Annotated in this window: 21 protein-coding genes and 1 pseudogene; 15 read left to right on the top strand and 7 right to left on the bottom strand. The window is 51.7% G+C overall.

Annotation, left to right across the window (positions count from 1 at the left end):
• Window positions 1-80: 80 nt before the first annotated feature.
• Window positions 81-1,307, top strand: coding sequence for an aminotransferase class I/II-fold pyridoxal phosphate-dependent enzyme (locus PRIO_RS18475; RefSeq protein WP_046504017.1), 1,227 nt, complete (start codon window positions 81-83; stop codon window positions 1,305-1,307).
• Window positions 1,308-1,319: 12 nt separating this feature from the next.
• On the opposite strand, the gene PRIO_RS18470 is transcribed toward PRIO_RS18475, so the two are convergent.
• Entirely contained in the window at window positions 1,320-2,654 is a 1,335-nt protein-coding gene (locus PRIO_RS18470; RefSeq protein ID WP_046504015.1) for an outer membrane protein assembly factor BamB family protein, read from the bottom strand.
• A 178-nt stretch (window positions 2,655-2,832) separates the two neighbouring features.
• Here PRIO_RS18470 and PRIO_RS18465 point away from each other — a divergent pair, with 178 nt between their 5' ends.
• On the top strand, window positions 2,833-3,528 hold the full coding sequence (locus PRIO_RS18465; RefSeq protein ID WP_231869711.1) for an oxalate:formate antiporter: 696 nt from the start codon (window positions 2,833-2,835) through the stop codon (window positions 3,526-3,528).
• 223 nt (window positions 3,529-3,751) lie between these two features.
• On the opposite strand, the gene PRIO_RS36890 is transcribed toward PRIO_RS18465, so the two are convergent.
• The 4 genes and pseudogenes from PRIO_RS36890 to PRIO_RS18440 form a co-directional block, all read right to left on the bottom strand.
• Window positions 3,752-3,964 carry a hypothetical protein gene (locus PRIO_RS36890; RefSeq protein ID WP_020427153.1) on the bottom strand — a complete coding sequence of 71 codons (213 nt, stop codon included), beginning with the start codon at window positions 3,962-3,964 and terminating at the stop codon, window positions 3,752-3,754.
• Window positions 3,965-4,101: 137 nt separating this feature from the next.
• Window positions 4,102-4,317, bottom strand: coding sequence for a hypothetical protein (locus PRIO_RS36885; protein ID WP_052741404.1), 216 nt, complete (start codon window positions 4,315-4,317; stop codon window positions 4,102-4,104).
• A gap of 62 nt (window positions 4,318-4,379) precedes the next feature.
• Complete coding sequence (locus PRIO_RS18445) at window positions 4,380-5,327, bottom strand: IS110 family RNA-guided transposase (protein WP_046501296.1); 948 nt, start codon at window positions 5,325-5,327, stop codon at window positions 4,380-4,382.
• Between the two features lie 489 nt (window positions 5,328-5,816).
• A pseudogene (locus tag PRIO_RS18440) lies at window positions 5,817-6,767 on the bottom strand (alpha/beta hydrolase).
• Between the two features lie 214 nt (window positions 6,768-6,981).
• On the opposite strand from PRIO_RS18440, the gene PRIO_RS18435 reads away from it, so the two are divergent.
• On the top strand, window positions 6,982-7,299 hold the full coding sequence (locus PRIO_RS18435; protein WP_046507124.1) for a hypothetical protein: 318 nt from the start codon (window positions 6,982-6,984) through the stop codon (window positions 7,297-7,299).
• Window positions 7,300-7,439: 140 nt separating this feature from the next.
• Here PRIO_RS18435 and PRIO_RS18430 read toward each other — a convergent pair whose 3' ends face one another.
• On the bottom strand, window positions 7,440-8,750 hold the full coding sequence (locus PRIO_RS18430; RefSeq protein ID WP_039790696.1) for an APC family permease: 1,311 nt from the start codon (window positions 8,748-8,750) through the stop codon (window positions 7,440-7,442).
• 130 nt (window positions 8,751-8,880) lie between these two features.
• On the opposite strand from PRIO_RS18430, the gene PRIO_RS18425 reads away from it, so the two are divergent.
• Together PRIO_RS18425 and PRIO_RS18420 are read left to right on the top strand one after the other, a co-directional pair.
• Window positions 8,881-9,816, top strand: a complete 936-nt coding sequence (locus PRIO_RS18425; RefSeq protein ID WP_020432188.1) for a LysR family transcriptional regulator — start codon at window positions 8,881-8,883, stop codon at window positions 9,814-9,816.
• A gap of 65 nt (window positions 9,817-9,881) precedes the next feature.
• Window positions 9,882-10,793: a tyrosine-type recombinase/integrase gene (locus PRIO_RS18420; RefSeq protein ID WP_020432190.1), complete on the top strand. Its 912-nt coding sequence runs from the start codon at window positions 9,882-9,884 to the stop codon at window positions 10,791-10,793.
• 280 nt (window positions 10,794-11,073) lie between these two features.
• Here the strand turns inward: PRIO_RS18420 and PRIO_RS18415 are convergent, their stop codons facing one another.
• Window positions 11,074-12,000 carry an L-lactate dehydrogenase gene (locus tag PRIO_RS18415; RefSeq protein WP_020432193.1) on the bottom strand — a complete coding sequence of 309 codons (927 nt, stop codon included), beginning with the start codon at window positions 11,998-12,000 and terminating at the stop codon, window positions 11,074-11,076.
• Window positions 12,001-12,257: 257 nt separating this feature from the next.
• Here PRIO_RS18415 and PRIO_RS18410 point away from each other — a divergent pair, with 257 nt between their 5' ends.
• The 10 genes from PRIO_RS18410 to PRIO_RS18360 all read left to right on the top strand — a co-directional run bounded on the left by PRIO_RS18410 (window position 12,258) and on the right by PRIO_RS18360 (window position 25,966).
• A complete protein-coding gene (locus PRIO_RS18410; protein WP_046504010.1) occupies window positions 12,258-13,643 on the top strand; it encodes a branched-chain amino acid transporter BcaP in 1,386 nt (461 codons plus the stop codon).
• 24 nt (window positions 13,644-13,667) lie between these two features.
• The gene (locus PRIO_RS18405; RefSeq protein ID WP_020432198.1) at window positions 13,668-14,957 is read left to right on the top strand and encodes a WD40/YVTN/BNR-like repeat-containing protein; all 1,290 of its coding nucleotides are present in this window, start codon (window positions 13,668-13,670) and stop codon (window positions 14,955-14,957) included.
• Window positions 14,958-15,237: 280 nt separating this feature from the next.
• Window positions 15,238-16,971, top strand: a complete 1,734-nt coding sequence (locus tag PRIO_RS18400; protein WP_046504004.1) for a methyl-accepting chemotaxis protein — start codon at window positions 15,238-15,240, stop codon at window positions 16,969-16,971.
• A gap of 136 nt (window positions 16,972-17,107) precedes the next feature.
• Window positions 17,108-18,436 (top strand): RNA polymerase factor sigma-54, encoded by a 1,329-nt coding sequence (gene rpoN / locus PRIO_RS18395; protein WP_020432203.1) that lies wholly within the window; start codon window positions 17,108-17,110, stop codon window positions 18,434-18,436.
• A gap of 13 nt (window positions 18,437-18,449) precedes the next feature.
• Entirely contained in the window at window positions 18,450-20,513 is a 2,064-nt protein-coding gene (locus PRIO_RS18390; protein WP_046504000.1) for a sigma-54 interaction domain-containing protein, read from the top strand.
• Between the two features lie 305 nt (window positions 20,514-20,818).
• Window positions 20,819-21,922, top strand: coding sequence for a M20 family metallopeptidase (locus tag PRIO_RS18380; RefSeq protein ID WP_020432212.1), 1,104 nt, complete (start codon window positions 20,819-20,821; stop codon window positions 21,920-21,922).
• A complete protein-coding gene (locus PRIO_RS18375; RefSeq protein ID WP_020432213.1) occupies window positions 21,919-22,680 on the top strand; it encodes an SDR family NAD(P)-dependent oxidoreductase in 762 nt (253 codons plus the stop codon). Before PRIO_RS18380 ends, PRIO_RS18375 begins: the two co-directional genes overlap by 4 nt.
• A gap of 53 nt (window positions 22,681-22,733) precedes the next feature.
• Complete coding sequence (locus tag PRIO_RS18370) at window positions 22,734-24,092, top strand: glutamine synthetase family protein (RefSeq protein WP_046503995.1); 1,359 nt, start codon at window positions 22,734-22,736, stop codon at window positions 24,090-24,092.
• 70 nt (window positions 24,093-24,162) lie between these two features.
• Window positions 24,163-25,617: an NAD-dependent succinate-semialdehyde dehydrogenase gene (locus PRIO_RS18365; protein ID WP_046503992.1), complete on the top strand. Its 1,455-nt coding sequence runs from the start codon at window positions 24,163-24,165 to the stop codon at window positions 25,615-25,617.
• Between the two features lie 46 nt (window positions 25,618-25,663).
• The gene (locus tag PRIO_RS18360) at window positions 25,664-25,966 is read left to right on the top strand and encodes a hypothetical protein (protein WP_020432217.1); all 303 of its coding nucleotides are present in this window, start codon (window positions 25,664-25,666) and stop codon (window positions 25,964-25,966) included.

The following is a 25,966-nucleotide window of genomic DNA, read 5'->3' as shown; positions in this document are numbered from 1 at the left end:
ATTGAACTTATTGACTTCCGTCTAAAGTTTCAAAATCAACTACTGCTGCACCGTGCTATAATTATTCAAAAAACAAGTAGGTGGACTCGTTGACGTATAGCAGTTCCAAACGAAACTGGAGATCGGACAAGTTATCCCGGCTCGGTTCCTCGATATTTGCCGAAGTGGCAGCATGGAAAGGGGAGGCGGCCAAATCCGGCCTGGATGTGATCGATCTGGGGATCGGCAGTCCGGATCAGGCACCCGCTCCAGAAATCCGGCGGGTTCTAAGTGAAGCCGTACTCAGAGAGAATAGCTATTCCTATCCGTCGTCCAAGGGAAGCGCGGCATTCCGCAGACAGGCAGCGGCCTGGATGGAAGCAAGGTTTGGTGTAAGGATAGACTCAGAAGATGAAATCGTGGCCCTAATGGGCTCACAGGATGGACTTGCACACTTGGCGCTTGCCGTCTGCAATCCGGGTGATCTGGCGATCGTGCCTGACCCCGGTTATCCGATTTACTCCGGTTCGCTCGCAATAGCCGGTGTGAGAGCGTGGACGCTGCCTCTGCTGGAGCGGAATGCCTTTATCCCTGATCTGGATAGCATTCCTGATGAAATTTGGCAAGAAGCGGTATTTATTCTCCTCAGCTTTCCCGGCAATCCCATCTCAACAACGGTGGATCTGGCTTATATGGAGAAATTAATTACGCTGGCCCGCAAATGGAACGTGCTGGTTATTCACGACCTGGCCTATTCGGAAATGGGTTTTGACGGGTATAAGCCGGTTAGCATATTGCAGGTGCCGGGGGCCTTGGATACCGCAGTTGAATTCCATTCCTTCTCCAAAAGCTTCAACATGGCCGGCTGCCGTATCGGCTTTATGACTGGCAACCGCGAGGCGGTAAACGCGCTGCGGGAGCTTAAGAGCAATGTGGATTATGGCGTATTTGACCCGATCCAGGAGGCAGCCGTGGCTGCGCTGGAGCTGGCGATGGCCGGAGCGGATGGGGGCGTCGCCCCGCTGTATGAACGGCGCCGGGATGTGTTCATTACGGAGTTAGCCCGGCAAGGCTGGGCGGTTCCGAAACCCAAAGCGACAATGTTTATCTGGGCACCGCTGCCTGAAGCTTACCCTGCCGGAAAGGAAGAGGGAAGATCGCGCAGCTTCGCACGTGACCTTTTACTGAAGACAGGGGTAGCAGTTATTCCTGGAGATGCTTTCGGGGAACAAGGGAACGGATTCGTCCGGATTGCGCTGGTAGAAGAAGAAAGGCGGCTCTTGGAAGCCGCCCGGAGAATAGGGGAATATATGCGAAGAATAGGCTAATCTTTTGGAGCGTTATTTCCATTCTTTTGGCAAGGCTACCGCAAGTAGATTGTGCTCCGTCGGAATCAGTGCCGTTCCGTCAACAATGCTGATATTTCCAAAATAGGGGGTGGAGGCTCCGCTCTTAATCATCCCCAGCAATGCTCCGGTATCGGAATGATTAATGGAGATGTACCCGTTCTCGTAAATAGCGAATACAGCCTTGCCAACCCGCTCCAGATGTTCTACCTTGCTTGCCGGATTGTCGAATGTAACCACACTGTCGTCGGAAAGATGAACGCCGGTAATTTGGGTGCCTTTTTGAAAAAATGCCATTCCATCTGCAGGACCGGCCAGCCATTTTCCGAAGCTTTCATAGCTTTTTGGGGCAGTGCCGGCATTCGCTCCGCGTGTAAAGCGCGTTAGGATATATTCATCCTTATCCAGATTACCGTCTACTGAATAAACATAAGGTTTCTGAAGGGAAGTGGAGAAATTTCCCTGTCTGGAGATGTCGTCCAGAGCTTGGTAGTTTTCCTTGTTGGTCACTTTGCCTGTAACGGGATCCATGCTCACCAGTGTCAATAGATGGCCCGGTACAGGAGCTTTTCCATTTTCATATGTGGCCTTCGCCTGTTCCCGCAGCACAAAATGCCCATCCTGGTAAGCAACCATGCTGTAGATCCCTTCGGTTCTCCAGAGCTGCTTGCCGGTAGCGGGGTCAAGGCCAAAAAATTGTCTGCGAATATTATCGACTGTACTGGAAACTACGAGTACGCCCTTGTATTCTCCATGCAGGGTGCCGGCGTACATGGGGATTTTTTTATTCTCCCATAATTTCTTGCCGGTAGCCGGATGGTAGGCGGCCACGCCGCCGCTCTCATTGGCGAAATAGACTTTGCCGTTCATCAGTTGGGCTTGCCCGCCAATCTCCATAGGGCGCTCCGATACTTTTACCTTCCAGAGCAGCTTACCGGTTGAAGCGGAGACTTTTACTAGTTGTTCCTTATTGTCAATGAAGAAAACGGAATTATTCGTAACAATTTGCGGATGTTCGCCCGTTTTGTACGACCACCGGATTTGGCCGGAAGCAATATTTTTGGCATAAAGCGTATTTTTGGCAGAGAAATAGAGTATTCCATTCATAACCGGTTGTGTGGTGTCATACATACCGATGCCATCCGTTGCGACTTGCCACTTCAGAGGCAGTAGGGAATCTTTGGAGTCTTTTGCGGCAGTGCTGCTTGCGGATGCTGCGTGTGCTGTACCGGTATGGATAGCTTGCAATGAAAGGCCGATACCGGAAGACAACAGGGAAAGGGAGAGAAAGGCAGAAAGTATAGGTGTAATAGGTTTAACTTTTGGCAAAGGTTTCCACTCCTTGAGTTTATTCTAACTGGTTAGACGCATGAAGCGGTATTTAGTTTCTAAAATAAGTAAATTGATTAAGTTTACATAATAATTAATATGGTAACTTATAAGTTGAATGGCTTTTTTATTTTAGAGTCAAGATCAACGACTTATAGGTCTCCTCGCAGGCGGATCTATGATGTATGGTGAAATGGATGAGTATAGTGATCTGGATTTAATAATCGTCTACAAACCTGCTTTTCGAAGCGAGATCATGGAACAACGCCTCCTAATTGCTGAAAAGCTCGGCAACTTACTTTCTGCATTCACAGGCGAGCATGTCGGGGAACCCAGATTGCTTATTTGCTTATATGGCCCAACGCCTCTTCATGTCGACCTTAAATTTGTACAACTGGAAGAGCTCGCATCCCGAATTGAGAATCCACTGATTCTATGGGAGAGAGGTTCTGATATTACAAGGATAATCAGTAAAACAAGTCCGTTTCTCCCTTCCCCTCATCCTCAATGGATTGAAGACCGCTTCTGGGTATGGGTGCATTACTGCGCTACAAAATTAGGGAGAGGCGAATTATTCGAATTAATCGATACTTTAACATTTATGAGGAATGTAGTGTTGGGCCCGTTGGTACTCATTTGCAACGGCCAACTCCCGAGAGGGGGTCGAAAGCTCGAGAAATACGCTCTCAAGGAACTGGAGGAACTAAAGGGAACGATTCCCATCCACAGCTTTGATAGTTGCTACCACGCGCTAAAAAATACAATCAAGATGTACCAACGTCTACGCCAAGTTTCGGAAATTTCACCTAGGAAGGAAGCAGAACGCGTCTCAATCGAGTTCCTTGACGGTATATATTCAGAACAATTCCAATAGCAACTTGTTCAACTAGAGGAGATGATAGTTTAAATACTGAGCAAAGCAGTGGGCAACAATACTTTAGAAAAGAGCCTCATAGGTAAGGACCCTGCTGATTCGGCAGGGTCCTTACCTATGAGCATAGAGCAAACGGGTGAAGATTTGGTACAGCAGGGTATCAATGACGATTTTGGGCTCGGAAAACTGAGGGAAATGTCCGCTATTTGGAGCGGAGACATGTTTACTGTACCTGGACAATGAGAGCAATTCCATTTGATGCTGCATCCGTTTTTTTTTGGACGATCTCCTGGATCATGCGATTTTCTTTCCCGCCAGTGATCACATATACAGGGATGTCGGGGAACTCAGCGCCTGCCTCGATTTGTTCCACTGTTTCTTTAACATTATAGGAAAAAACAGAGCAGAACTCTGAAATTTCCGGCAGGATCTTCATCCAACCTTCTATAGGCCCAGAACCGCCGTTGATTAATACAATTTATACGAAAATAACTTTGTCGCTTCACAGCTCGAAAGTAAATTTTGCTTTAAAGATCCCCTATATCGGAACTTCATTTTTTTAAAAAGTGGGTATCATGTAATAGGTGTCAGTTCCACTTGGTAGCCTAGCTTTTGAAGTTTTTTAATCAGGTAATTTGCGGTCTGCTCTGGGGTGTTCAGATATTCCGTCCCCAGCTCGGTATAGGGGACTTTATCCCGAAGCATCACATACATGATTCGGATCATCGCATGGGCTAAAGCGACGATGGCTTTCTGTTTTCCTGCCCGTTTCACGATCCGACTGTACATAGCGGAAAGCCGATTATTCTTGGACTTGCTCGCTGCCCAAGCGCACTGGACGAGTACGGCTTTCAGACCTCGGTTCCCGCGTTGGTTCTTTTTACTTTTTTTTTACCGGCGCTCTCATGGTTGGCTGGACACACCCCGACCCAAGAGGCCAGATGAGCTTCACTTGGAAAAGGAGACACGTCGGTACCCAGTTCCGCCACGATGCTCGCCGCGGCATCCGTGCTCACGCCTGGAATGGTATCCAGCAGTTCAATTTCCTTCCTGTATGGTTGCACCAGTTCCTCAATTTCAGCTTCCAACGTCTGCATTTCACTCTCCAGATACTGCAAATGATCCCAATGACGCCGGATCATCTTCCGGTGATGCAGACGTAGTCGGCCGTTCATCGCTTCGACCAGTGAAGGCACCTTCATCTTCAGCCGGGTATGCACCAGCTTGCGGACCTCATGCACCTCCAGCACTTCGCCATTCACAATCGAGTCCAGTAGCGCACGACCGGAAACGCCAAAAAGATCGGAGACATACGTGGTCAGTTTAATGTTGGCATCTTGTAGAATTTTGTGAATCCGGTTCTTTTCTTGCGTCGCGTTTTGCTTAAGCTTGCGCAGATACCGGGTAAGGTCACGCAAATCGCGGATGGGCTCGTCCGGGACAAAGCTTCCCTCAATCAAGCCGCAGCGGTGGAGCTTGGCGATCCACTCGGCATCCTTGACGTCGGTCTTCTTCCCGGGCATATTGCGGATGCGTTGCGGGTTGGCCAGCGTGATCGTACAGGTGCTTTCTAGAATGTTCCACACGGGTTTCCAAAAGACCCCTGTACTTTCCATGGCAATCTCGGTACATCCCTGCTGCTCCAGCCACTCCTGTAATCTCAAAAGCTCGCGGGTCGTGGTTCCAAACGTCTCGATCACGGACTTGGGTTTCTTCTCCAGGGGGCCACTCAGTAGACAAACCACCACCGTCTCCTGATGAATATCCAACCCGGCACAGCGTTCACGAATGGCATCCATATTCCCTACCTCCAAGCTAAAAGTATGCGTGGATCATGCAACCTAAAGAGGTGAAATTTTATACACGTGCTCGTGGCAACACTCGGCGATCCTCGTCGTTGCAGTTGGTCAGATTAGGTTACGGGATGTTTCACCAATATTGAATCGACCTCTGATCCACAGCACGATTTTACCAAATATATACTCTGACTTCACCTGATTTTCATGACCGACGGTGGCCGCCAGGCCATGGGTGATTAGGTTTGTGGTTCCCGCTTATATTGTATTGCAGCTTCCCGCGTGATGTATTCAGATTTAATAACTTTAGAGCCAACGCCTCTCACCTCAAATTTGTAATCTCAGCATTATGGGGTAATACGATGGTCTTAAGTTAACATAATATAAAATATGTGAACTAAATGTTTGCCTCAGGATCAAACAGGCCCGCATCGGACAATATCCAATGCAGGCCTGTTTTCTATATCATATGAAGTAAATGCTAAAACAAACCTATTGACGGAGCCAGTTGGTAGCCAGCAGCAGTGCTCCTTTTTTGGCGTTGGTCTCAGCCAGGGCATTCAGCATCACAAAGTCATGAATAATCCCCTGGAACCGGACTGCGGTCACAGCGACTCCGGCTTCACGCAGTTTATTGGCATAGGCTTCACCTTCATCCCGGAGGACATCGGCTTCGGCGGTTATAATCAAAGCTTCGGGTAAGCCGCTTAGCTGCTCTAGACTGGCCCGCAGCGGGGAGGCAGTGATCTGGGCGCGCTCTTCCTCGCTGGTGGTATATTGGTCCCAGAACCATTTCATCCCGGTCCGCTGCAGGAAGTAGCCTTCTGCAAAAAGATGGTAGGATTCGGTATCAAAAGAAGCATCCGTTACCGGATAGAACAGTAGCTGCTTGGAAATTGCCGGGCCGCCCCGCTCCTTAGCCATCAGGGTAATGGCAGCAGTCATGTTGCCGCCGACACTGTCGCCAGCTACGGTTAATTTGCTTGTGTCCAAGCCATATTCAGAGCCATGCTCAGCAATCCATGTCAGCACCGCATAAATTTCTTCAAGGGCTGTAGGGTATTTGGCTTCCGGCGAGAGGCTGTATTCCGGGAATACGACTGCTGATCCGGCACCGGTTGCCAGTTCCCGGATCAGCCGGTCATGGGTGTGGCTGTTGCCAAAAACCTAGCCTGCCCCGTGGATATACAGAATGACAGGCAGAGTTTCGCCTGAAGTGTTCACCGGGCGGACAATCCGCACCCGGACCTCTCCGGCTGGTCCACCAGGGACCGTGAGGTCCTGAAGGTCCGCTTCCGGTTTGTAAATCTCACTGGACTGTACGGTGTTCACCGTTTCGCGTCCTTTTTCAGGTCCCAGGTCAGGCAGAAATGGAGGTTCGGCATTGTCGTCGGCAAACTTCCGGGCTGCCGCTTCAAGAATGATTTCATTATCTTTTGACATGGTTAATCGTCTCCTTCTATCCCAATTTGGGCAGTCTCCTATCATTCATAACCAGGTTTGCCTTTTCTGAAACGTCAGAATCGCTAATTTGCCGATAGCCGTGCATATACGTAATATGGATAGCCTATAATAGTTCACAGAAGGAGGAGCCACATGCCAAATAACCAGGAATCCCATAGAAAAGAAACCGGCTGGAGTGACGTTCGTGCAAATTATGATTTACCTCGCAGCTGTTTTAAATATCGTTAACGGTGTCTTATCTTTTGGGAGTGCGGGAATCCTCAAGAAAATACTTTGCATGACCATGATTATCTTTGGTCTTGCTGCCGTTTGGGCAGCCTCTCGTCTGAACATTCCCAATGTAACCAGCCGTTACGCGGCGATCGTCCTTTCGGGCATTCTTATCGTCCTGAGAATAGTTGAATTCACTGTTTGGCACAATATCGGATTTTTGTTAGGCGTTGTCCTGCCGATCATCGTGATCTGGAGATTAAATAGCACAGAAGTTAGAGATTGGTTCGTTAAGCTCTAGGACGACTACTATATCGAGGCGCAGATGGTTTCAGCTTCAATACAAGTGGTACCACCTCTGACTGAGCTGAATCCTCTTCCAAAGTATGCAACATTAACTTAATAGTGGCTATACTTATAGATTCGTACACTGCGCCGAAGTTAAATTAATCGTCGCTTAGCCTTTTTTGGCTCACCAGGGACTGGCTCAAGACGGACATTCTGGCGCCCAGTTCTGGTATACATAATCAGTAAAAAGAGGGCAGTAATGACCAGCGGATAGCCAATCGCCCAGCCGGTAAAAGGAAACACAGCCGCAGTTGCGGTGAAGGAAATCCAGCTGATTACAACACCCAGCCGGTTGCCTTTCAGGAGCCGGATTCCTGCCGCACAGCCCCCGATATATGTCAAAATGAAGGTGGCATTGGGAAACTGGATCAAAGTGGTAATCGACAGCAAGCCGCTTCCGTAAAGAAACAGCACAGCGGCAAAACACAGCAGCAGGAAGCCGATGGCACCTGTCGGTGTCTGATAGCGGCTGGACAAGCGGCCCATCCATTTGGGGGCGTAGCCCTGCCGGGATAGGGCGAACGCTACCCGTGAAGCCGCTCCGGTATATGCGATAATGGTCGCGGTGCAGATGAAGAGTCCGGTCAGTCCGGCAATGAAGCCGCCCCAGGAGCCCAGCGGCTGGCTGATGATCCAGACGAGGGAGGAATCCGCTCCGCCTCGCAGATAGCTCTGGGTACCGACGGTGGCAAGAGCGGACAGGAAGTACAGGACACCGACAATAATGGCCGCGATGGTGACGCCCCGGACCGCAGCCCGCTGCGGGTCTTTGAATTCTTCAGACAGGTGGGACACGGCTTCCCAGCCGATAAAACACCAAAACAATATTGCTGCTGCCTGGCCGACGCTCATCCAGCCGTGCGGTGCGAAAGGCGTGAAGTGCGCACTTTCCATCCGGGGAAGCGCGGCGGCGAAGGAGAATACCAATACGGCGACAATGGCGATTACCACAGCTATCTGTACCTTCCCGGCTACCTGCATTCCAATCCAGTTCGTAACCAGACCAATTCCCAGCATGGCTGCAGCCATGGCAATTCTGGCATTGTCGCCCCAGCCCATAGCTGCGGTCATGTAGCCGGCACCGGTTAATGCGGCGACGGGACCGCCAATCGGTACTGACATCAGGAAGAACCAGCCGACCAGGGCTCCGGCCTTCGGGCCAAAAGCCAGCGTAACGAAGTGGGAGACGCCTCCCGCATTCGGAAACCGGGCGGAGAGAAGTCCCATCGACAGAGCCAGGGGAAGAATCAGGAGGGTCATGAATCCCCAGGCGAGCAGGGAGGCCGGACCGGCCATCTCTGCTGCAAGTCCGGGAACGATCAGCACCCCTGACCCCAGCACGGCTCCAATGTACAGGGCAATGGCCTGCGGCATTCCGATATTGCGTTGTAAAGTTTCTTTCATAGTGAACATGGCCCGCTTTCCTTGTATTTACGTATAGATTATCAGATAATAGATCCATTGGAAAAACGGAATTATCAGATGATATCCATTCAAAAAACCGATGATACAGCTTAGCAAAGGGGGAAGTCAAGTGGAATCACGCCACCTGTTCACGTTTCTAGTCGTAGTGGAAACCGGAAGCTTTACGCGTGCCGCTCAGAAGCTGGATTATGCGCAGTCCAGCATTACTGCGCAGATTCAGGCGCTTGAAGCAGAGCTGGGCCAGCCGCTGTTTGACCGGATCAGCAAAAAGATCATTCTCACCGACGCCGGACGCCGTCTGCTCCCTTACGCCCAGGAAATCTCCCGGATGCATACCCTGGCTGAGGTTGCGCTGCGTTCGGATACTGAACTGTCCGGAGCACTGCGCATTGGCGCACCGGAGTCGCTGGCCGCATTCCGTCTGCCGGGCATTATTAAGGAATTCCGCGGGCGTTATCCTCAGGTGCAAATTACCCTGAAGCCGGGTGCCTGCTGGGAACTTACCGAATTCGTCCGTTCCGGAGAGCTGGATCTGGTGTTTCTGCTGCAGCCGGAGACGGAGTATAAGGATCTTCACACGGAGACGCTCATTCAGGAGGCGATGGCGCTGGTTGCTCCGCTGGGCCATCCGCTTCTGGAGCTCGCTGAGGTACTGCCGCATCATCTGAAAGACGAGACCATTCTGCATACCGAAACCGGCTGCACCTACCGGACCTTGTTCGAGCGCCATTTGAACAGTCACGGCGTATTCCCCGATCCGAAACTGGAATTCTGGAGTGTTGAAGCGATCAAGCAGTGCGTGACCGCCGGTCTGGGCCTGTCATTTTTACCGATGATTACGGTCCAGAGTGAGCTGGCTGAAGGCAAGCTGGCCCGGCTCCATTGGAATGACGAGTCGCAGCGGGTAGCTACCCAAATCGCTTACCACCACAAAAAGTGGAAATCGCCCGCGCTTGCAGAATTCCTGTCCACTATCCAGAAACATGCGGCAGAGTGGAGAAATGGGGCAACGTTCACTGCACAAACGAACCTGTTATCCAGTTAATTCTATGAACTTATTCTATGGTAATCGTAAAATAGACCGTTATGATCCCGGGGAGGAGACAGGACATGAATGATTCTGAGCCTGACTATGAGGAAGAGCTGGAGGCTTTTGTCATCTGGATGAAGGATGCCGGATTTACCCCCTATACCCAGAAGTCCTATCTCGCCGATGTGCGGGAATTCCTGGGGAGTCTGAACGGCAAAAGCCTGGAGAACGTCAAGAAGCTGCATATCATCTCCTATCTTACCTCGGTCCGTGAGCGGGGGGTCAGTGATGCCACGCGTAACCGCAAGCATGCTTCGGTCAACTGCCTGTTCAAGGCGCTGATGGAGTTGGAGCTGCTGGCCGCCAATCCTGCAGCGGGAATCAAGAAATCCAAGACCGAAAAAAACCGTGAGCCCGTTTATCTGGAGGAACATGAATTGCAGCGGTTTTTGTCTGCGGTTGAAGGCAAGTACAGAAGCAGGAATCTGGCGGTTTTTCTGCTCATGTCCTACATGGGATTGCGGGTAGGGGAGGTGCATACCCTGAACTTAAGCGATTATAATGCGGAACGCCTTACGCTCCGTGTTTTCGGAAAAGGCCGCAAATGGCGGAATATTCCGGTGCCTGCGGAGCTGGCCCCTTTTTTGGAGCAAGCCCTGTCTGAGCGGCTGGAGCCTTGGCGCAGCAAGGAGGAAGCTATGTTCATTTCGCAAAAAGGGCGCAGGCTCTCCATCCGGGCCATCCAGGGGATTGCAGCTGACACCTTTGGCCGTTTCCAGGCGGAAGTACCCGCTGCCCGCCGCAGGCCATACTCCAGCCATAAGCTGCGCCATTCCTTCGCCACCATGCTGCTGCGCAAAGGGGCAGATTTGCGGACCGTGCAGGAGCTGCTGGGCCACTCGTCCATCCAGACCACCACCGTGTATACGCATATCACCAACCGGGAGAAGGAGGAAGCGATGGCCCGGCTGCAGATCAGCATGCCGGAGTAATTATTGCATTTTATATACGGTAGACCGTTCAGTGGGACCTTTAATGCGGGGACAGCATAAAGCCGGAAAGCTGTAACGGGGCAAGGACCTATTTCATTGGCAGACATGACGATTCATGTTATATTTGTTGAGTTCAGAAGCTCCGTCCTTTCAGTATGGGGGTTATTCTCCATAACTTGAAGGGCGTTTTCTTTGTTTGCCACTTTTCAGAAGTACGGCAAAAAGACTATCCCTCCCTCGATATGAGGGGGAGACAGTCTCTGTTCTTGCTGAGCTTGTCCTACAGCTCCAGCTTAGAGATTTCACTCTTCAGCTTCTCAGCCGATTTCTGGAACAGGGTTTTCTCATCTTCACTCAGCGGAAGATCCAGCACTTCACGGACACCGGAACGGTCAACCACGCATGGGGCACCCAGGAATACATCGGATACTCCATTATAGTTGTTCAGCAGAGTAGAGACGTTCAGCACGGCGCCTTCATTATGCAGAATGGAAACCACGATCCGGTCCAGTGCAAGTGCGATCGCATAGGAGGTTGAACCTTTGGCATCAATGATTTCGTAAGCGGCATTTTTGGTATCCTCGAAGATTTCCTTACGTTCCGCATCGTCAAAGCCAAGATCGATTCCGGCAACGTTGGCGAGACTCCATACCGGAAGCTCGGAATCTCCGTGCTCGCCTATAATCTGACCGTGAATGCTGCGCGGGTCGATTTCTTTGTGGAGACCGATCAGGTAGCGGAATCTGGCGCTGTCAAGCACTGTACCCGAGCCGATGACACGTCTGCGGTCGAAACCGCTGATCTTCAAGGTGGCATAAGCCAGAATGTCCACCGGATTGGTAGCGATCAGGAGGATCGCGTGATGGTTGTATTTCGTGATTTTTTGGATGATGTCTTTAAAAATGGAAATGTTTTTACGGAGCAGATCAATCCGGGTTTCGCCCGGTTTCTGGGAGGCGCCAGCGGTCACAATGATAATATCTGCTTCGCGGCAATCTTCATAGGTTCCTGCCCAGAGCTTCACACCACCGACAAAAGGCATGCCATGATTCATATCAAGTGCTTCACCAAGTGCTTTCTGATGATTGACGTCAATAAGTACCAGTTCCTGCATGCGTCTGCGCAGCAGCAAAGTATAGGCAGTTGTCGTACCGACAGCACCTGTGCCGATCACTACGACACGATTTGGTTTGAATGGGGGGGCCATTGCTACATCTCCTCCTGAGTTATTGAAGTTTTTGTGTCCAATCTTATCCATCATAATCGCTAAGGTTAGTGTTTTCAAGCGGTCTGCTTTTAATCCATTACCCGAAACTGGGCAAGTTAACAAGGATTTTGGAAGAAGGGAGCAAGTATTGTTTAGTATTTCCAAGTTTCTTGTAATTATCGGTGCGGGGTCCTAAAAGGCCGGCCGCTTCTCAATAGCATTATCTATTTATTTAGAAGACAGGGGAGAATTTACGAATGGATTTATTCCGCAAAAAACCTTTGACCGCTCCAGTAAGCGCCGGAGGCGAGAAGCTAAGCAAGACACTTGGTGCACTGGATCTGACCATGCTTGGTGTGGGCGCGATCATCGGTACCGGTATATTTGTAATGACGGGAGTAGCAGCGGCAGAGCATGCAGGACCAGCGCTGGTGCTCTCTTTTGTGCTGGCCGGTATAGCCTGTGTGCTGTCGGCGCTCTGCTATTCCGAATTTGCTTCCACACTACCGGTGTCCGGCAGTGCGTATGCTTACAGCTATGTGGCTTTTGGCGAATTGTTAGCCTGGATTCTGGGCTGGGATCTCGTGCTGGAATACGGGGTGGCTGCAGCTGCAGTGAGCAGCGGGTGGTCTGGTTATTTCCAGGGTCTGCTCGAAGGCTTTGGCTTGCATTTGCCCACAGCACTCTCCGGGGCGTATAATGCGGACAAAGGAACGTTTATCAACCTCCCCGCGATTATCATCATTTTGCTGATTTCCTACTTGCTGACCAGGGGGGTCAAGGAAACGGCCCGTTTTAATGCCATTATGGTTGTAATCAAGCTGTCGGTCGTCATTCTCTTTATTGTCACTGGCTTTTTTTATGTGAAACCGGAGAATTGGACACCTTTTATGCCCTTCGGGTTTCATGGTGTAGTTAATGGGGCGGCTACTGTATTTTTTGCCTATATCGGATTTGATGCCCTGTCTACTGCAGCAGAAGAAGTCAAGCGCCCACAGCGTGATCTGCCGATCGGGATTATTTCCTCCCTTGCCATCTGTACGGTGCTCTATATCGTCGTATCGCTGGTACTTACCGGGATCGTTCCTTACCAGAGCCTGAATGTCAGTGATCCGGTTTCCTTTGCGCTCCGTTTTGTGGATCAGAATATGGTCGCCGGGCTGATCTCCGTAGGTGCCATTGCTGGAATGACTACGGTTCTGCTCGTTTTGCTGTTTGGGCAGACACGGCTCTTGTTCGCAATATCACGGGACGGGCTTTTGCCGGAAGCCTGGTCCAAGGTCAGCAGGAAGACGCATACCCCTGTACGCAGCACGTGGCTGGTAGGCGGTATTATTGCCGTGCTCACCGGCTTTGTCCCGCTGGACCGTCTGGCCAACCTGACCAGTATCGGCACACTGTTCGCCTTTCTTGTCGTTTCGCTCGGTGTTATCCTTCTCCGGTATACCCATCCGAATCTGAAGCGGGGCTTCACAGTGCCATGGGTTCCGGTTGTGCCCTTGCTGAGTGCGGCGGCCTGCGGCTATTTGATGTATAATCTGGGGAGAGAGACTTGGATTGGCTTCCTGATCTGGCTGGCCATCGGTTTGCTCATTTACGGGTTATATGGCTACAAGCACAGCAAGCTGAATAATAACCAATAATTAATGAAGGAAGAGGAGAGAGCTTTGTCATATAAACTTACGGGGTTCAGGGTTCTGGGGGCTATATTCACGGTTTTCTTGAGCCTGCTTATACTCTCGGCCTGCTCTTCTTCTCCTCCGGAGCCTTCCCAGCCCCCGCAGCCGACGGAAGCGCCGGAAGAGGGGCAGACCATTACGTTGATTACACCGGACGCCAAGAATGTTAACAACGAGAAAACCGCGAAATATCAGATTCAGACCCGGCTTACAGATTTCAGACTGTTAAATGATTCCATGGGGCTGGCTTGGGGCGTGACCAAAAATGAACTGCGGATCTACATGACCAAGGATAACGGCGAAACGTGGAGCAATATTTCCCCGTCAGCAAATGTTCAATTTTTATCCAACCCTGTCTATGGAAAAGACATATTGTTCACCGATCCCAGCAATGGCTGGATTATCCGCAGCGCCTCAGGGCTTACAGAAACAGTGGTATTGCGTACAACAGATGGAGGAAGCAGCTGGAAGGTCTCTTCTTTTCCTGATGCGAACGCTATTTCTTCCATCTATTTCAACTCCCCTGAGGATGGCTGGCTGATGACTTCCTGGGATGCCAAAGCTACCAAAGAGAGCAAAGCGCTGTATGCAACAAGCGACGGCGGCGCTACATGGAGCCTGGTGATGCAAAATGAACAATATAATCCGAATTTGCCGAATAATACGATCCCGATATCGGGTGTCATTACAGGGATGATATTCAAGGACATTAGCCATGGCTTTGTGACTATGCAGACCGGGGCACTGCCCAAGATCTATATGACCAAGGACGGAGCGGCTACCTGGAATCCGGGTCCGGAGTTTCTTGTGAATGATCAATTAAGGGATTGTGACAAGGTGATTACTGGGGAGCCTGATTTTTTTGATAAAGGCAGTTTGAACGGCTGGATGTCCGTTGGATGCCAAAAAGACAAAGAAGGCAGTATCACCTATAATGGTTATTTCACGGCCAATGGGGGAGAGAACTGGAAATTTGTATCCTTCGGGCTGGGACCCCTGACGGGGATCAACCGCCATATTCCCCCAACCTTCTTGAACTCCCAAGTGGGCTGGGCCCTTAAGCAGGATGTGTTATATAAGACTACCAACCAGGGCAAGACCTGGACGGCGCTTCCGGCCAGCAGTGTGCTGCGATCCAAACTTGTGGATTATCCGGAAATTGTGAAGCTGCAATTCATATCCGGTGAAGTAGGCTGGCTGCTGATCGAGAAAAAAGAAGACCGCAAGTCGATTCTGCTGCAGACCACTAACGGTGGAGTAAGCTGGCGGGTGATGTAAACCTGAAACGGATACCGTCCCTTTAAGGATGACGTAGCCGCTTCTACTTGGATTGACAATACTGAGCAGATAAAGGGAGTAACGCTGTTGCGTAAATATTGAACGGCATTCTAAAAGTATGGCTGTTGAGAAAAGATAAGAAGCCTATGAAAAGGACCGAATTTCTTCGGGCCTTTTCTTTTTTTTGCAAAAATAACATTAAAAATTGAATTATTCCTGCCGATGTATATGTAAATTCATACAATATCATATAATATGACATGAAAAGGAAGGGATTACTATGAAACGTAATATTCGTCTTTCATTTTTTGCCAGGAATTTACTTGTCGCTTTTGCCAGTATTCTCATTATCGGGTTTGTGATTTCATTTGCCGGGGTTGAGATTCAGCGCAGGCTGGCCTTGGAGAATCTGAATAATCAGTCGCTGGGAGTGGCTGCAATGGCGCTTGGGACGCTCGATAAGACAGATGTGGCGGGGGCGGCAGCTGCTCCTGACAATAACTCGCCTGAAGTGAAGAGGATTATGGCTAAGCTTGATGCAGTGTCGGATGCCAATAAGAATGTGGCACAAGTGTATGTATTCGCTCCGGAGATTAAGGACGGCAAGAACCTGATTGTCGCTATGCCTACCCATCTGGTGGAACAAGGGCTTAAAGCAGGAGATATCTATGAGAACCCGCCGAAGACGCTGCAGGCGCTTGAGCAAGCAGTCGCAACCAGACAGCCGGTCATAACGGATGCGTATACCGACGATTTCGGGACCTGGATTAGTGTGATGGAACCTGTATTGGATAACAGCGGCCGGGTAATCGCCGTTATGGGGATGGATGTGACTGCCAGCCTGCTTAGTGAAAATATCCAAAAAGTGTGGATGCGCTCACTTATAGTGCTGTTGATTTCTCTTGTCATTATGCTGGCCGTTCAGTATTGGCTGACCCGGTGGACGCTTGCTCCCGTTAAAGAATTGTTCAAGGCGATTGATGAGGTGAGCTCCGGCAATCTGCATGTCCGTTTGAGCACAGAACGGTCCGATGACTTTGGAGAGTTGAACCGAAAATTCACGAAGATGGCCGCAGAGCTGCGGAACATGATCTCGGGTGTCAAAGATAAAGCAGTGCAGGCAGCGGCTTCCTCTCAGGAAATGGCCGACACGGTAGCGCGTAATGTGGATGAGCACAAGATTGTGGGAGCTGCGGTAGAACGGGTAAGCAGCGGAGCTGCGGCCCAGGAGCATTCGGCTTCCGAAAGTGCCCGGGTGATGGAAGAGATGTCGAAGGGAATTCAGAGCATTGCAGAAACCGCGTACAGAGTTTCCGAAGCTGCTGCCGACATGGACCGCGAAGCAGAGGCGGGCGGAGCTGCTATTCGGAAAATTGTCGATCAGATGTCGGCGATCAGCGAATCTGTCAACCTGTCTGCCGAGAAAATAAAAGTGCTTGAATCCAGCTCCAGCGAAATTATTGGCATTGCGGAATTGATTACGGGGCTGGCTTCCCAGACCAATCTGCTGGCATTGAATGCGGCGATTGAAGCGGCGAGGGCAGGGGATGCAGGCAGGGGGTTTGCGGTTGTGGCTGAAGAAGTGCGTAAGCTGGCTGACCAGTCGGGACAAGCGGCGTACCGGATTTCAGGCATCATCGAGAACATTCACAGGGATACGCGTCAATCCGCAGAGCTGATGCAGGCAGGATTGCTGGAAGTAGGAGCTGGTATGGAATTGTCGAAGCAGACGGATGAAGTTTTTAGGCGTATTACAGAGGTTATCCGCAGTGTCTCGGCGCAGACAGAGGATATGTCTTCGGTTACTGAGCAGATGTCGGCCAGTTCGGAAGAGGTCTCGGCTTCGGTGCATGAGTTGTCATCTATTGCCCGTGCTTCGGCAGTAGGTGCTGCTGAACTGAGTAAATCCTCGACGTATCAGCTAGCTTCGCTTAACGACATCTCCGAGTCAGCTGAACATTTAAGCCGGATGTCTAGTGAGCTGGAGGCATTGACATCTAAATTTAAAATATAGTATATGTCATATATTATAACATTAATAATGTTTTTTTATTGACAGTTATCGACGATTCCCTTAATTTTATTAATAATAAGTCACATAAAGTTACACTTAATGTTGCTTGTTTGCTGGTTAAAGGAGGGGAAGCGAAATGGCAGTAAAGTTAAGGCTGATGCAATCCCAATCGCAACAGATGTCCTTAAGCAGAGAAATGCGGCAAGGTCTGGAGATTCTGCAGCTGTCCATCACCGATTTATCCACATATCTCGAGCGGCAGTGTGAAGAAAATCCGATGCTTGAACGCCTTGAATCGCTCGAACAGCCCGAAGGGCTGGAGAACGCTTTTGAAACAACGTCATGGGCAGCCAAGGGTAATCCATTCTCCGGCGAGCTCAAGGCTGTCAGGCAGGACACGCTTGAGGAAGTCCTGCTTGAGCAGCTCAATTGTCTCTCCGGTCTGCCGGAGTCGGTAATTGCAGCGGCCCGATATCTGATTGGCAACATTAATGACCGGGGGTATCTGGAGCTTCCCTTAGAGGAGCTGGAAGCGGAACGGGGTCTTGCCGGAGCAGTGCTCCGGGAGGCGCTTGATGTGGTACAGGGATTTGAGCCTGCCGGTGTGGGGGCGGCTACTCTATCGGAATGCCTACTACTGCAGCTTCGGAGGATGGTGCCGCGCCAGCCGCTGGCTGAAGCGCTGGCAGCCGGATACCTGGAGGTCCTGGCCGCCAGGAAGTTGAAGAATGCAGCGGCCCGGCTGTTTGTCACGAATGAGGAGATCGCCTGTGCATACCGGACCATTCAAAGTCTGAATCCTTATCCCGGAGCTTGTTACGGGGGAGGGACTGACAGCTATGTGATCCCGGACTTATACATTCGTAGCGGGCTGAGGGGGTACGAGATATTTTGCAATGAGAGTGCCTTGCCGGCTGTGACGATTAACCGTTATTACGATGGAATGATGAACTCAATGTCCAGGACAAGCCCGGAGCTGCAATTTCTCAAAGGGTACCACCGCTCTGCCAAGTGGCTTGTGAAATGTATCGAGGAGCGCAAGAAGACGCTGCTGCTGGTGGGGCGGGCGATGCTGGAGCACCAATTCGATTTTGTGGTCAAAGGCAAAGCCTCGCTCAAACCATTGACCCTGCGAATGGTCTCGGATTGCATCGGACTTCATGAATCAACCGTCAGCCGGGCGGTTAACGGCAAGTATGTGCAGACTCCCGGCGGGCTCTATGAATTAAAGGACCTGCTGTGCTCCGCCGTTAACAGCGCCGGTGGCGAAGTCTCCTCCGTCCCTTATATCCAATCCAGAATCCGTGAACTGATCCGGGAGGAAGACCCTGGTAAGCCGCTCTCCGACCAGCGCCTGTCAGAGCAGCTTGCCGAAGAAGGGTTGACGGTTGCCCGTCGCACGGTAGCCAAATACCGGGAAGAGCTGGGGCTGTCAAGCGCAGCGCTTCGCCGCAGCCGACAGTAAAGGAGCTGGGAAGATGGTGCGAATAGCAATCGCAGTGATCGCAGGAGCGGAAACGACCAGCACGCTGCTGTGCAGGCAGCTTACTTCGCTGCTGGGAGAATATATGAGCTTCCATCCCTTTTCTGTAAACGGATGGACGGGGGAAGCCGAAGTAGATCTGGTGATCATCAGCTCGCACATTCTGTTCATCAAACATTCACCGTTTGTTCTGCGTAAGCAGACCGATGTCTTTATCATGAAGCGCACCTTGTCCAGGAAAGGCTGGGAACAGATTAAGGATCTCCCGGCTGGGAACCGGTATTTGGTTGTGAATGACGAGCGTGACTCTGTGGTTGAGACTATATCTCTTTTATATGAGCTTGGGCTGCGTCATGTGGACCTGGTTCCCTGTTATCCCGGCTTGCTGGAGAACGGAAGCGTATTGCAAGCCATCACACCCGGGGAAGCCCATTTGGCCCCGGCTAGTGTGGAGCATATTATTGACATTGGCCCACGGGTGATAGATATCGGCACGATCGTAGAGATTCTGACCCGATTTAATCTTGTGAATTCCAAAACCCGCCGCATTCTTGACCGGTATGCCAGTGAGATTATGACGTCTAGCCAAGGGCTGCAATTCACGATGCAGGAGATGCTCGACACCAAGAATTTGTTTGAAGAGACGCTGAATATGGTTCAGGACGGAGTTGTGACCTACGATGAACTCGGCCGGGTGACCTTTATTAACCGGACTGCCGAGGAGATTCTGGGCGAGGCCTGGGACGGGAGCAGACTGAAGGTGGGACAACTGTTCAGCAGGCATGGTATTGAGCTGGAATGGCAGGAGGGGGAGATCCGCGACCGGCTGGTGACGATACGCAAGCAAAATGTGATTTTGAGCAAAATGGCTATCCTCGGCCGCGGCAATGCCAAAGAACGTGTGCTGATCTTCAACATTGCCCGGAAAATCGAAGAGCTGGAACTGAAACTTCGGAAGCAGCTCCGGGACAAAGGGCACACCTCCAGGTTTACTTTTGAGGATATTGTGACCGATGCGGAACCCATGAAGCGCATCATTGAGAAGGCCAAGAAAATGGCTAAAAATGACCTGAGTGTTCTTATTCTTGGCGAAAACGGTACGGGAAAGGAGCTGTTTGCCCATTCGATTCATGATTATTCACACCGTTCGCCGTTTGCATTTATTGCTGTGAATTGCAGTGCGCTGCCGGAGAATTTGCTGGAAAGTGAATTGTTCGGCTATGAGGAAGGGGCGTTCACCGGAGCACGCAAAGGCGGGAAGCCGGGATTGTTCGAGCAGGCGCATAAAGGAACGATCTTCCTGGATGAGATCGGCGATATCTCGCCGCATCTTCAGGCCAGGCTGCTGCGGGTGATTCAGCAAAAGGAGATTCTGAAGGTCGGCGGCACCCGGCTTCTGCCGGTGGATGTGAGGGTCATTGCAGCGACCAACCGCAATCTGGCCGAACTGGTGAAGAGTGGAGGGTTCCGGGAAGATCTCTATTATCGGCTAAAAGTGCTTCAGATTGAGATTGTTCCGTTACGCGAGCGCAAAGAGGATATTCCAAGATTGATCCGCTACTTTCTGGCGCGTAGGGGAATCACCCGGAAACTGCCCCCTGAATTGAGTGTGGCACTGGCTGCGCATGACTGGCCGGGCAATATCCGCGAGCTGGAGAACACGGTGGAATACATTGCTATTATGAATGGAGAGGATTTCAGTGTGGAGGATCTTCCTTTTGAGACCAACAGCCCACCCGTTGCGGAGGTTAACAAGGTGGAGCCGCCACTTCTCCCGCTAAGCCCGCTCCCGGTGGAGTGTCTGGATATCGACGTCGGGCGCTTGCTGCTCACCACTCTTGTGGAAGCCAAGGCGGACGGCAAGCCTACCGGCCGCCGCAATCTGACCACACTTCTCAGAGCACAGGGAGTGGTGATGACTGAAAACCAAATCCGCAAATGGCTCGACCGCTTAAGGGATCAAGGCTGGATTGAGATTAAAGCGGGCCGCTCCGGATGTCTGGTGACCGGGGAAGGATACCGGCATTTAACTACATCAAGCGCGGGAGAGCTGTCGTGAAAATAGGAGACGCCTTTTTGTCCATGAAGAAGGCGTTTTTTATTTTATCTTTCAATGGGATAAATGGGACAAATAACGGGGGTAAAGGGTGTTTCGGGTGGCTGCAGTGCCGCTTGAAGCCAGGGATTTCAGACGTGAAGGGCAGACTTGCCCGGATAGGATCCAGTTTTCGGCAAGGTAAGGGGTTTCATTCGTTATACTTCTGTTTTTCAACAAAAAATAATAAAAAAAAGGGCTGGATTTCAAAAGTTGGCATGAAACTTGCTACTTATTAAGGTGTAACCCACTTTACCGGGAAGAGGTGAATGTCCATTCTGACGAGTCCACATTTCAGAAATGCGAGTGCCGATGCGATCGTCTCGCTGGCCCGCAGACTTATTGCATTTCAGAATACGAGTGCGGAGAGAATCAACTGCTGCACCGATTATTGCACCGATTGGCTCCGTCAGCACGGGCTTGCTGTCCGGTGCTATGAGCACGGAGGGCTGAAGAGCCTGGTGGCTGAACTGGGGACAGGCGATCCGGTCGTTGTGCTTAACGGCCATCTCGATGTGGTTCCTGCCTCTCCGGAGGAGTTCATTCCCTACGTGGAGGATGGGCGTCTATTTGGCCGGGGGAGCTACGATATGCTTGGTTCCGTCGCTGCGATGATGGTGCTGATGAGTGAGCTTGCAACGCGGCCTCCGGATTGCCGGGTGGTGCTAAAGCTCGTTCCCGACGAGGAGAGCGGCGGGGAGCTCGGAACAGGGCATCTTGTCCGGCAATTGGGACTGGTGGGCGATGTAGCCATTTGCGGGGAACCGACTAATCTGAATATTGCGGTTCAGGCGAAAGGGATTTTGCAGGTGACCATTGACGTGCCCGGACTTGCTGCCCATGGCAGCCGCCCCTGGCTGGGCAAGAATGCTATTCTGGAGGCCTTGCGGCATTTTCAGGCGATTGCGTCTTTGAGATTTTTTCAGGAGAGCACTCCGTTCTTCCCACAGCCCTCATTGAATCTCGCGAAGATTCAGGCGGGGACGGTGTTCAATCAGGTTCCCGACCTGTGCAGGCTCAGCATTGATATCCGCTACTTGCCGGGACAAGACCCGGCAGCGATTCTGGCTGCAATCCGCGAGGCAGTTCCGCAAAGTGAAGTTAACGTGCATTTTGAAGGCTCGCCTGTCAATACGCAGATCAGCGACAGATGGGTCAAGAAGCTGCGCCACCATGCCGGTTCGCATTTTTTTGGCCAGGATGGATCGGCGGATACCCGCTTCTATGCAGAGCAAGGGATTCCCGCTGTAGAGTTCGGGCCTTCCGGGGCGAACCATCATGGACCGGGTGAATATGTGCTGATCGACTCCATGCTAAGGTACAAGGAGATTCTTAAGGAATTCATTACTCATATCAGGGAGGAAGAACAATGAGATTTGCAGATAAAGTTGTGATTGTAACCGGAGCCGGTTCAGGGAACGGGCGCTCCATTGCTATGAAATTTGCTGAGGAGGGGGCTAAGGTAGTCGCCGCTGATCTCAACCTTGCTGGCGCGGAGGAAACGGTGGCGCTAATTGGCAAGGGCAAGGAAGCATTGGCGTTAAAGAGCGATGTTACATTGAAAAGCGATGTCGAGCACATGGTCGCACAGACGATTGAAACCTACGGCACGTTGGACGTGCTGGTCAACAACGCGGGAATTGTCGCATTTACTGAATTTCTGGAGCTTTCGGAAGAGGAGTGGGACAAGGTGCACAACGTTAATCTTAAAGCTCCGTTCCTCTGCTCCCAGGCTGCAGCCAAACAGATGATCGCCTCCGGCACCAAAGGCCGCATCATTAACATTACCTCTGTGGAGGCCCACCGGATTGTGTCCAGCAGCGGTCATTGTCAACCGCATTATAACTCTTCCAAGGGAGGGCTCAACCTGTTGACCAAAGCAGTGGCGCTTGAACTTGCCCCTTATGGAATTACAGTGAACAGTGTAGCCCCGGGAGTGGTTGAGACGCCTTTCACTGCGGGAGGCCTGCAGAATCCGGAGGTTCGGGAATGGGTGCTGGGCCGTATCCCCGCAGGCCGAATTGCCTCCCCAGGCGATATCGCCAATGCGGTATTGTTCTTGGCCACGCCGGAATCAGAGTACATCACAGGCTCGACAGTATTTGTAGACGGAGGCTGGACCATTCATTAGCAGGGCAGCGTTAGCGTCTGACAACAAGAAGGGAATCGCGAAAGGAGAATGACATGGCCTATCTGGAGTGGAATAAACTGAGGCGGCAAGTGGAGAGCGGTGAGGTGACCTCGGTCATCATTGCCGGAGTGGATATGCAGGGTAAGTTGTTCGGCAAGCGGGTGCCTGGCCATCATTTTATCGAAGATGCCAAGGACGGAATTCATACTTGTGCGCTTAATCTGGCCTGGGATGTCAGCCTGAATTTCGGGGCTTTTGATTTTTGCAATTGGGATACCGGTGTGCATGACATGGTGACTCTGCCTGACTTGTCTACCCTGCGGCCCTATCCGTGGTCTCCCAAGACGGCTTTTGTACTGTCCGATCTTAAGAGCAAGGACGGGACGGACATCTCTATCGCTCCGCGCAACATGCTGAAACGGCAGATTGCCAAAGCCGCCGGTCTGGGGCTGAAGCCTTACGCAGCTTCGGAAATTGAATTCTATATTTTCAAGGAGACCTCGGAGACGGTCAGAGAGAAGAATTATACCGGACTTAAGCCGCTGTTCGAATATCCGGTCGATTATTCCATTTACCGTCTGACCGTGGACCATTGGTTCCTTGGACAGCTGACCGACAATCTGGAAGCGGCGGGTGTGCCGATTGAAGCGCTGAAGGGCGAATGGGGCAATGGCCAGATCGAACTGAATGTGCGCTATGCCGAAGCGCTGGAGATGGCCGACCGGACAGCGATCTACAAGAACGGTATTAAGGAAATGGCTGCGCTGAACGGGCTGATGGCCACCTTCATGGCGAAGCAGGATACGAATGATTCGGGCAGCAGCGGGCATACACATATCAGCCTGTGGGATCTGGAAAACGGCAATAACGTGCTGTACGATCCGGAGCAGGAGTATGGACTCTCCGAGACCGGGCGCTACTTTCTGGCAGGAATGCTGGAGCTGGCTCCGGAACTGATGGTCTTCTATGCGCCTTATATCAACTCTTACAAAAGAATTATGGATTTCGGCTCAGGGGCTCCCAATACGGTGAGCTGGGGCATTGACAACCGCAGCACTTCCTTCCGGTTCGACGGAAAAGGAAAATCCTGCCGTTTTGAGAACCGGGTGCCCGGGGCGGATGCGAATCACTATCTGGTGCTGTCGGCAATGATCGCTTCAGGACTCTATGGGATTGAGAACCGCTTAGAGTTGCCTGCGCCGATAACCGGTAATGCGGGGAAGCTGGAAATTCCGCGGCTGCCGACCAATCTATATGATGCGGTGAAAATATTAGAGAACAGCAAGACAGTCAGAGAGCTGCTGGGAGAAGAGGTTGTACATCATTATTTGCAGGCTGCGCAGCTTGAGCTGCGGGACTTCTTCAGCTCCGTAACGGACTGGGAACGCAAAAAATACTTTGAGTTTATTTAGGAGGTGTCTTCCAACCTGAAATTGGGTTTGAAGACACGCTCTAAAGCACCTGGACAGGAGGAGAAGCAAAATGCAAAAGACTGTGCTGGAGGAGTGGAATTACAACTGGGTGAATGGCAGTAAGGTCCAAGCCGCAGCCCATCTTGAAGTATGGAATCCTGCGAGCGGTGAGATGATCGCGCGGGTCCCGGATCTGGATCCGGCAGAAGTTGTCAAAGCTATTGACGCCGCCAGCCAGGCTTTTCCAATATGGTCGGCCAAGCCCGCACCGGAACGCTCGGCCGTGCTCGAAGACTGGGCAGCCCGCCTGCTCGCGGACCGTACGGCCCTCGCCAGGCTGATGACCCTTGAGCAGGGTAAGCCGCTGAGTGAATCGCTCGGGGAGATAGAAGGTGCGGCGGCTATTATCAAGTGGTATGCAGAGGAAGCGAAGCGTTCTTGCGGAGAGATTATTCCCGCCTCGAATCCGAACCAGCAACTGCTGGTCTACCGGGAACCTGTAGGCGTAGCCGCATTAATCACCCCGATGAATTTCCCGGCTGCCACTGTAGCCCGCAAAGTGGCCCCGGCACTGGCGGCGGGCTGTTCCCTGATTCTCAAGCCTGCGGAGACTACGCCTCTGACCGCGATCGCCATGTTCGGGCATCTGATGCAGACTGCGCTTCCTGCGGGAACGGCTAACCTAGTCACGGGCCAACCGGCCCGCACCGGCGAGGTGCTGCTGGCGGATCAACGGGTGAGTAAAATATCATTCACCGGTTCCACCCGCACAGGGAAGCATCTGATGCAGCAAGCGGCTTCGACGGTGAAGCGGATGTCCATGGAACTTGGGGGCAATTCGCCAGTCATCATATTCCCAGATGCGGATCTGGACAAGGCGGCACAGGCCGTCGCTGCCAATAAATTTGAGAACTGCGGACAGGTCTGCAATGGGATTAATGTGGTTTATTTGCACCGGGACATCAAGGAGCGCTTTGTGCAAAAGCTGCTGCCGCTGGTACAGGGCTTGAGGGTAGGGCCCGGAATGCAACCGGGAACGGATGTGGGTCCTCTCATCGATGAGAAGGCACTGGCCAAAGTAGAGCGCCTGGTGAGAAATGCAGAGCGAGAGGGAGCCAAGGTACTCCTTGGCGGAAAAAGTCTGAAAGGGGCCAAATACGCCGGAGGCAACTTCTATGCACCGACCCTTCTCGATGAGGTGACGGATGATATGGACATTGCGCAGGAAGAGATTTTTGGTCCCGTTGCTCCGGTACTCACTTTCGACAACGAAGAGGAGGTATTGGCCAGAGTCAATGTTACCCGTTACGGGCTGGCCGCGTATGTCTTCACCGGAGATTTTAGGAGGATACACCGCATGATTTCTGGACTTGAGGCTGGAAATATCGGAATTAACGGAACATCACTGGCCTACCTGCAATCACCGTTCGGGGGGGTTAAGGAGAGCGGGATTGGCAGGGAAGGCGGCAGACAGGGACTCGAGGAATACACGGTTCTAAAGTATGTAGCCATGACGATTTCTTAATTGTTAGAGAAAGGGGGGAGCCGCCAATGAAGAAACGGTGCACCGGATGAGGACTCATGTCCTGTCCATTCTGCTGGAGCGGCGTCCGCAAGCACTGCAGCGGGTGACGGGACTGCTGAGCCGGGGCAATGTTGATGTGGAACGCTGGGTTCTGGGTATGGGAGACGAAAAAGATGAATGGCAGGTGGTTCTGGCTATCCGAGCGGATAATACCGGTCTGAACTGGCTGATCCAAAGGCTGGATAGACAGCTTGAAGTGACTACAGTTACGTGCTGCGACTGGAAGGATCCTGAAATCAGGGAATGGGTGAGCAGGGTGACAGGCCTGCCGTGTGAAAGGGAGGATTGA

The sequence above is a fragment of the Paenibacillus riograndensis SBR5 genome (assembly GCF_000981585.1).
Classification (GTDB): Bacteria; Bacillota; Bacilli; order Paenibacillales; family Paenibacillaceae; genus Paenibacillus_AQ; species Paenibacillus_AQ riograndensis.
Note: the sequence above shows the minus strand (reverse complement) of the source record. Positions and strands in the feature narration are given on the sequence as shown.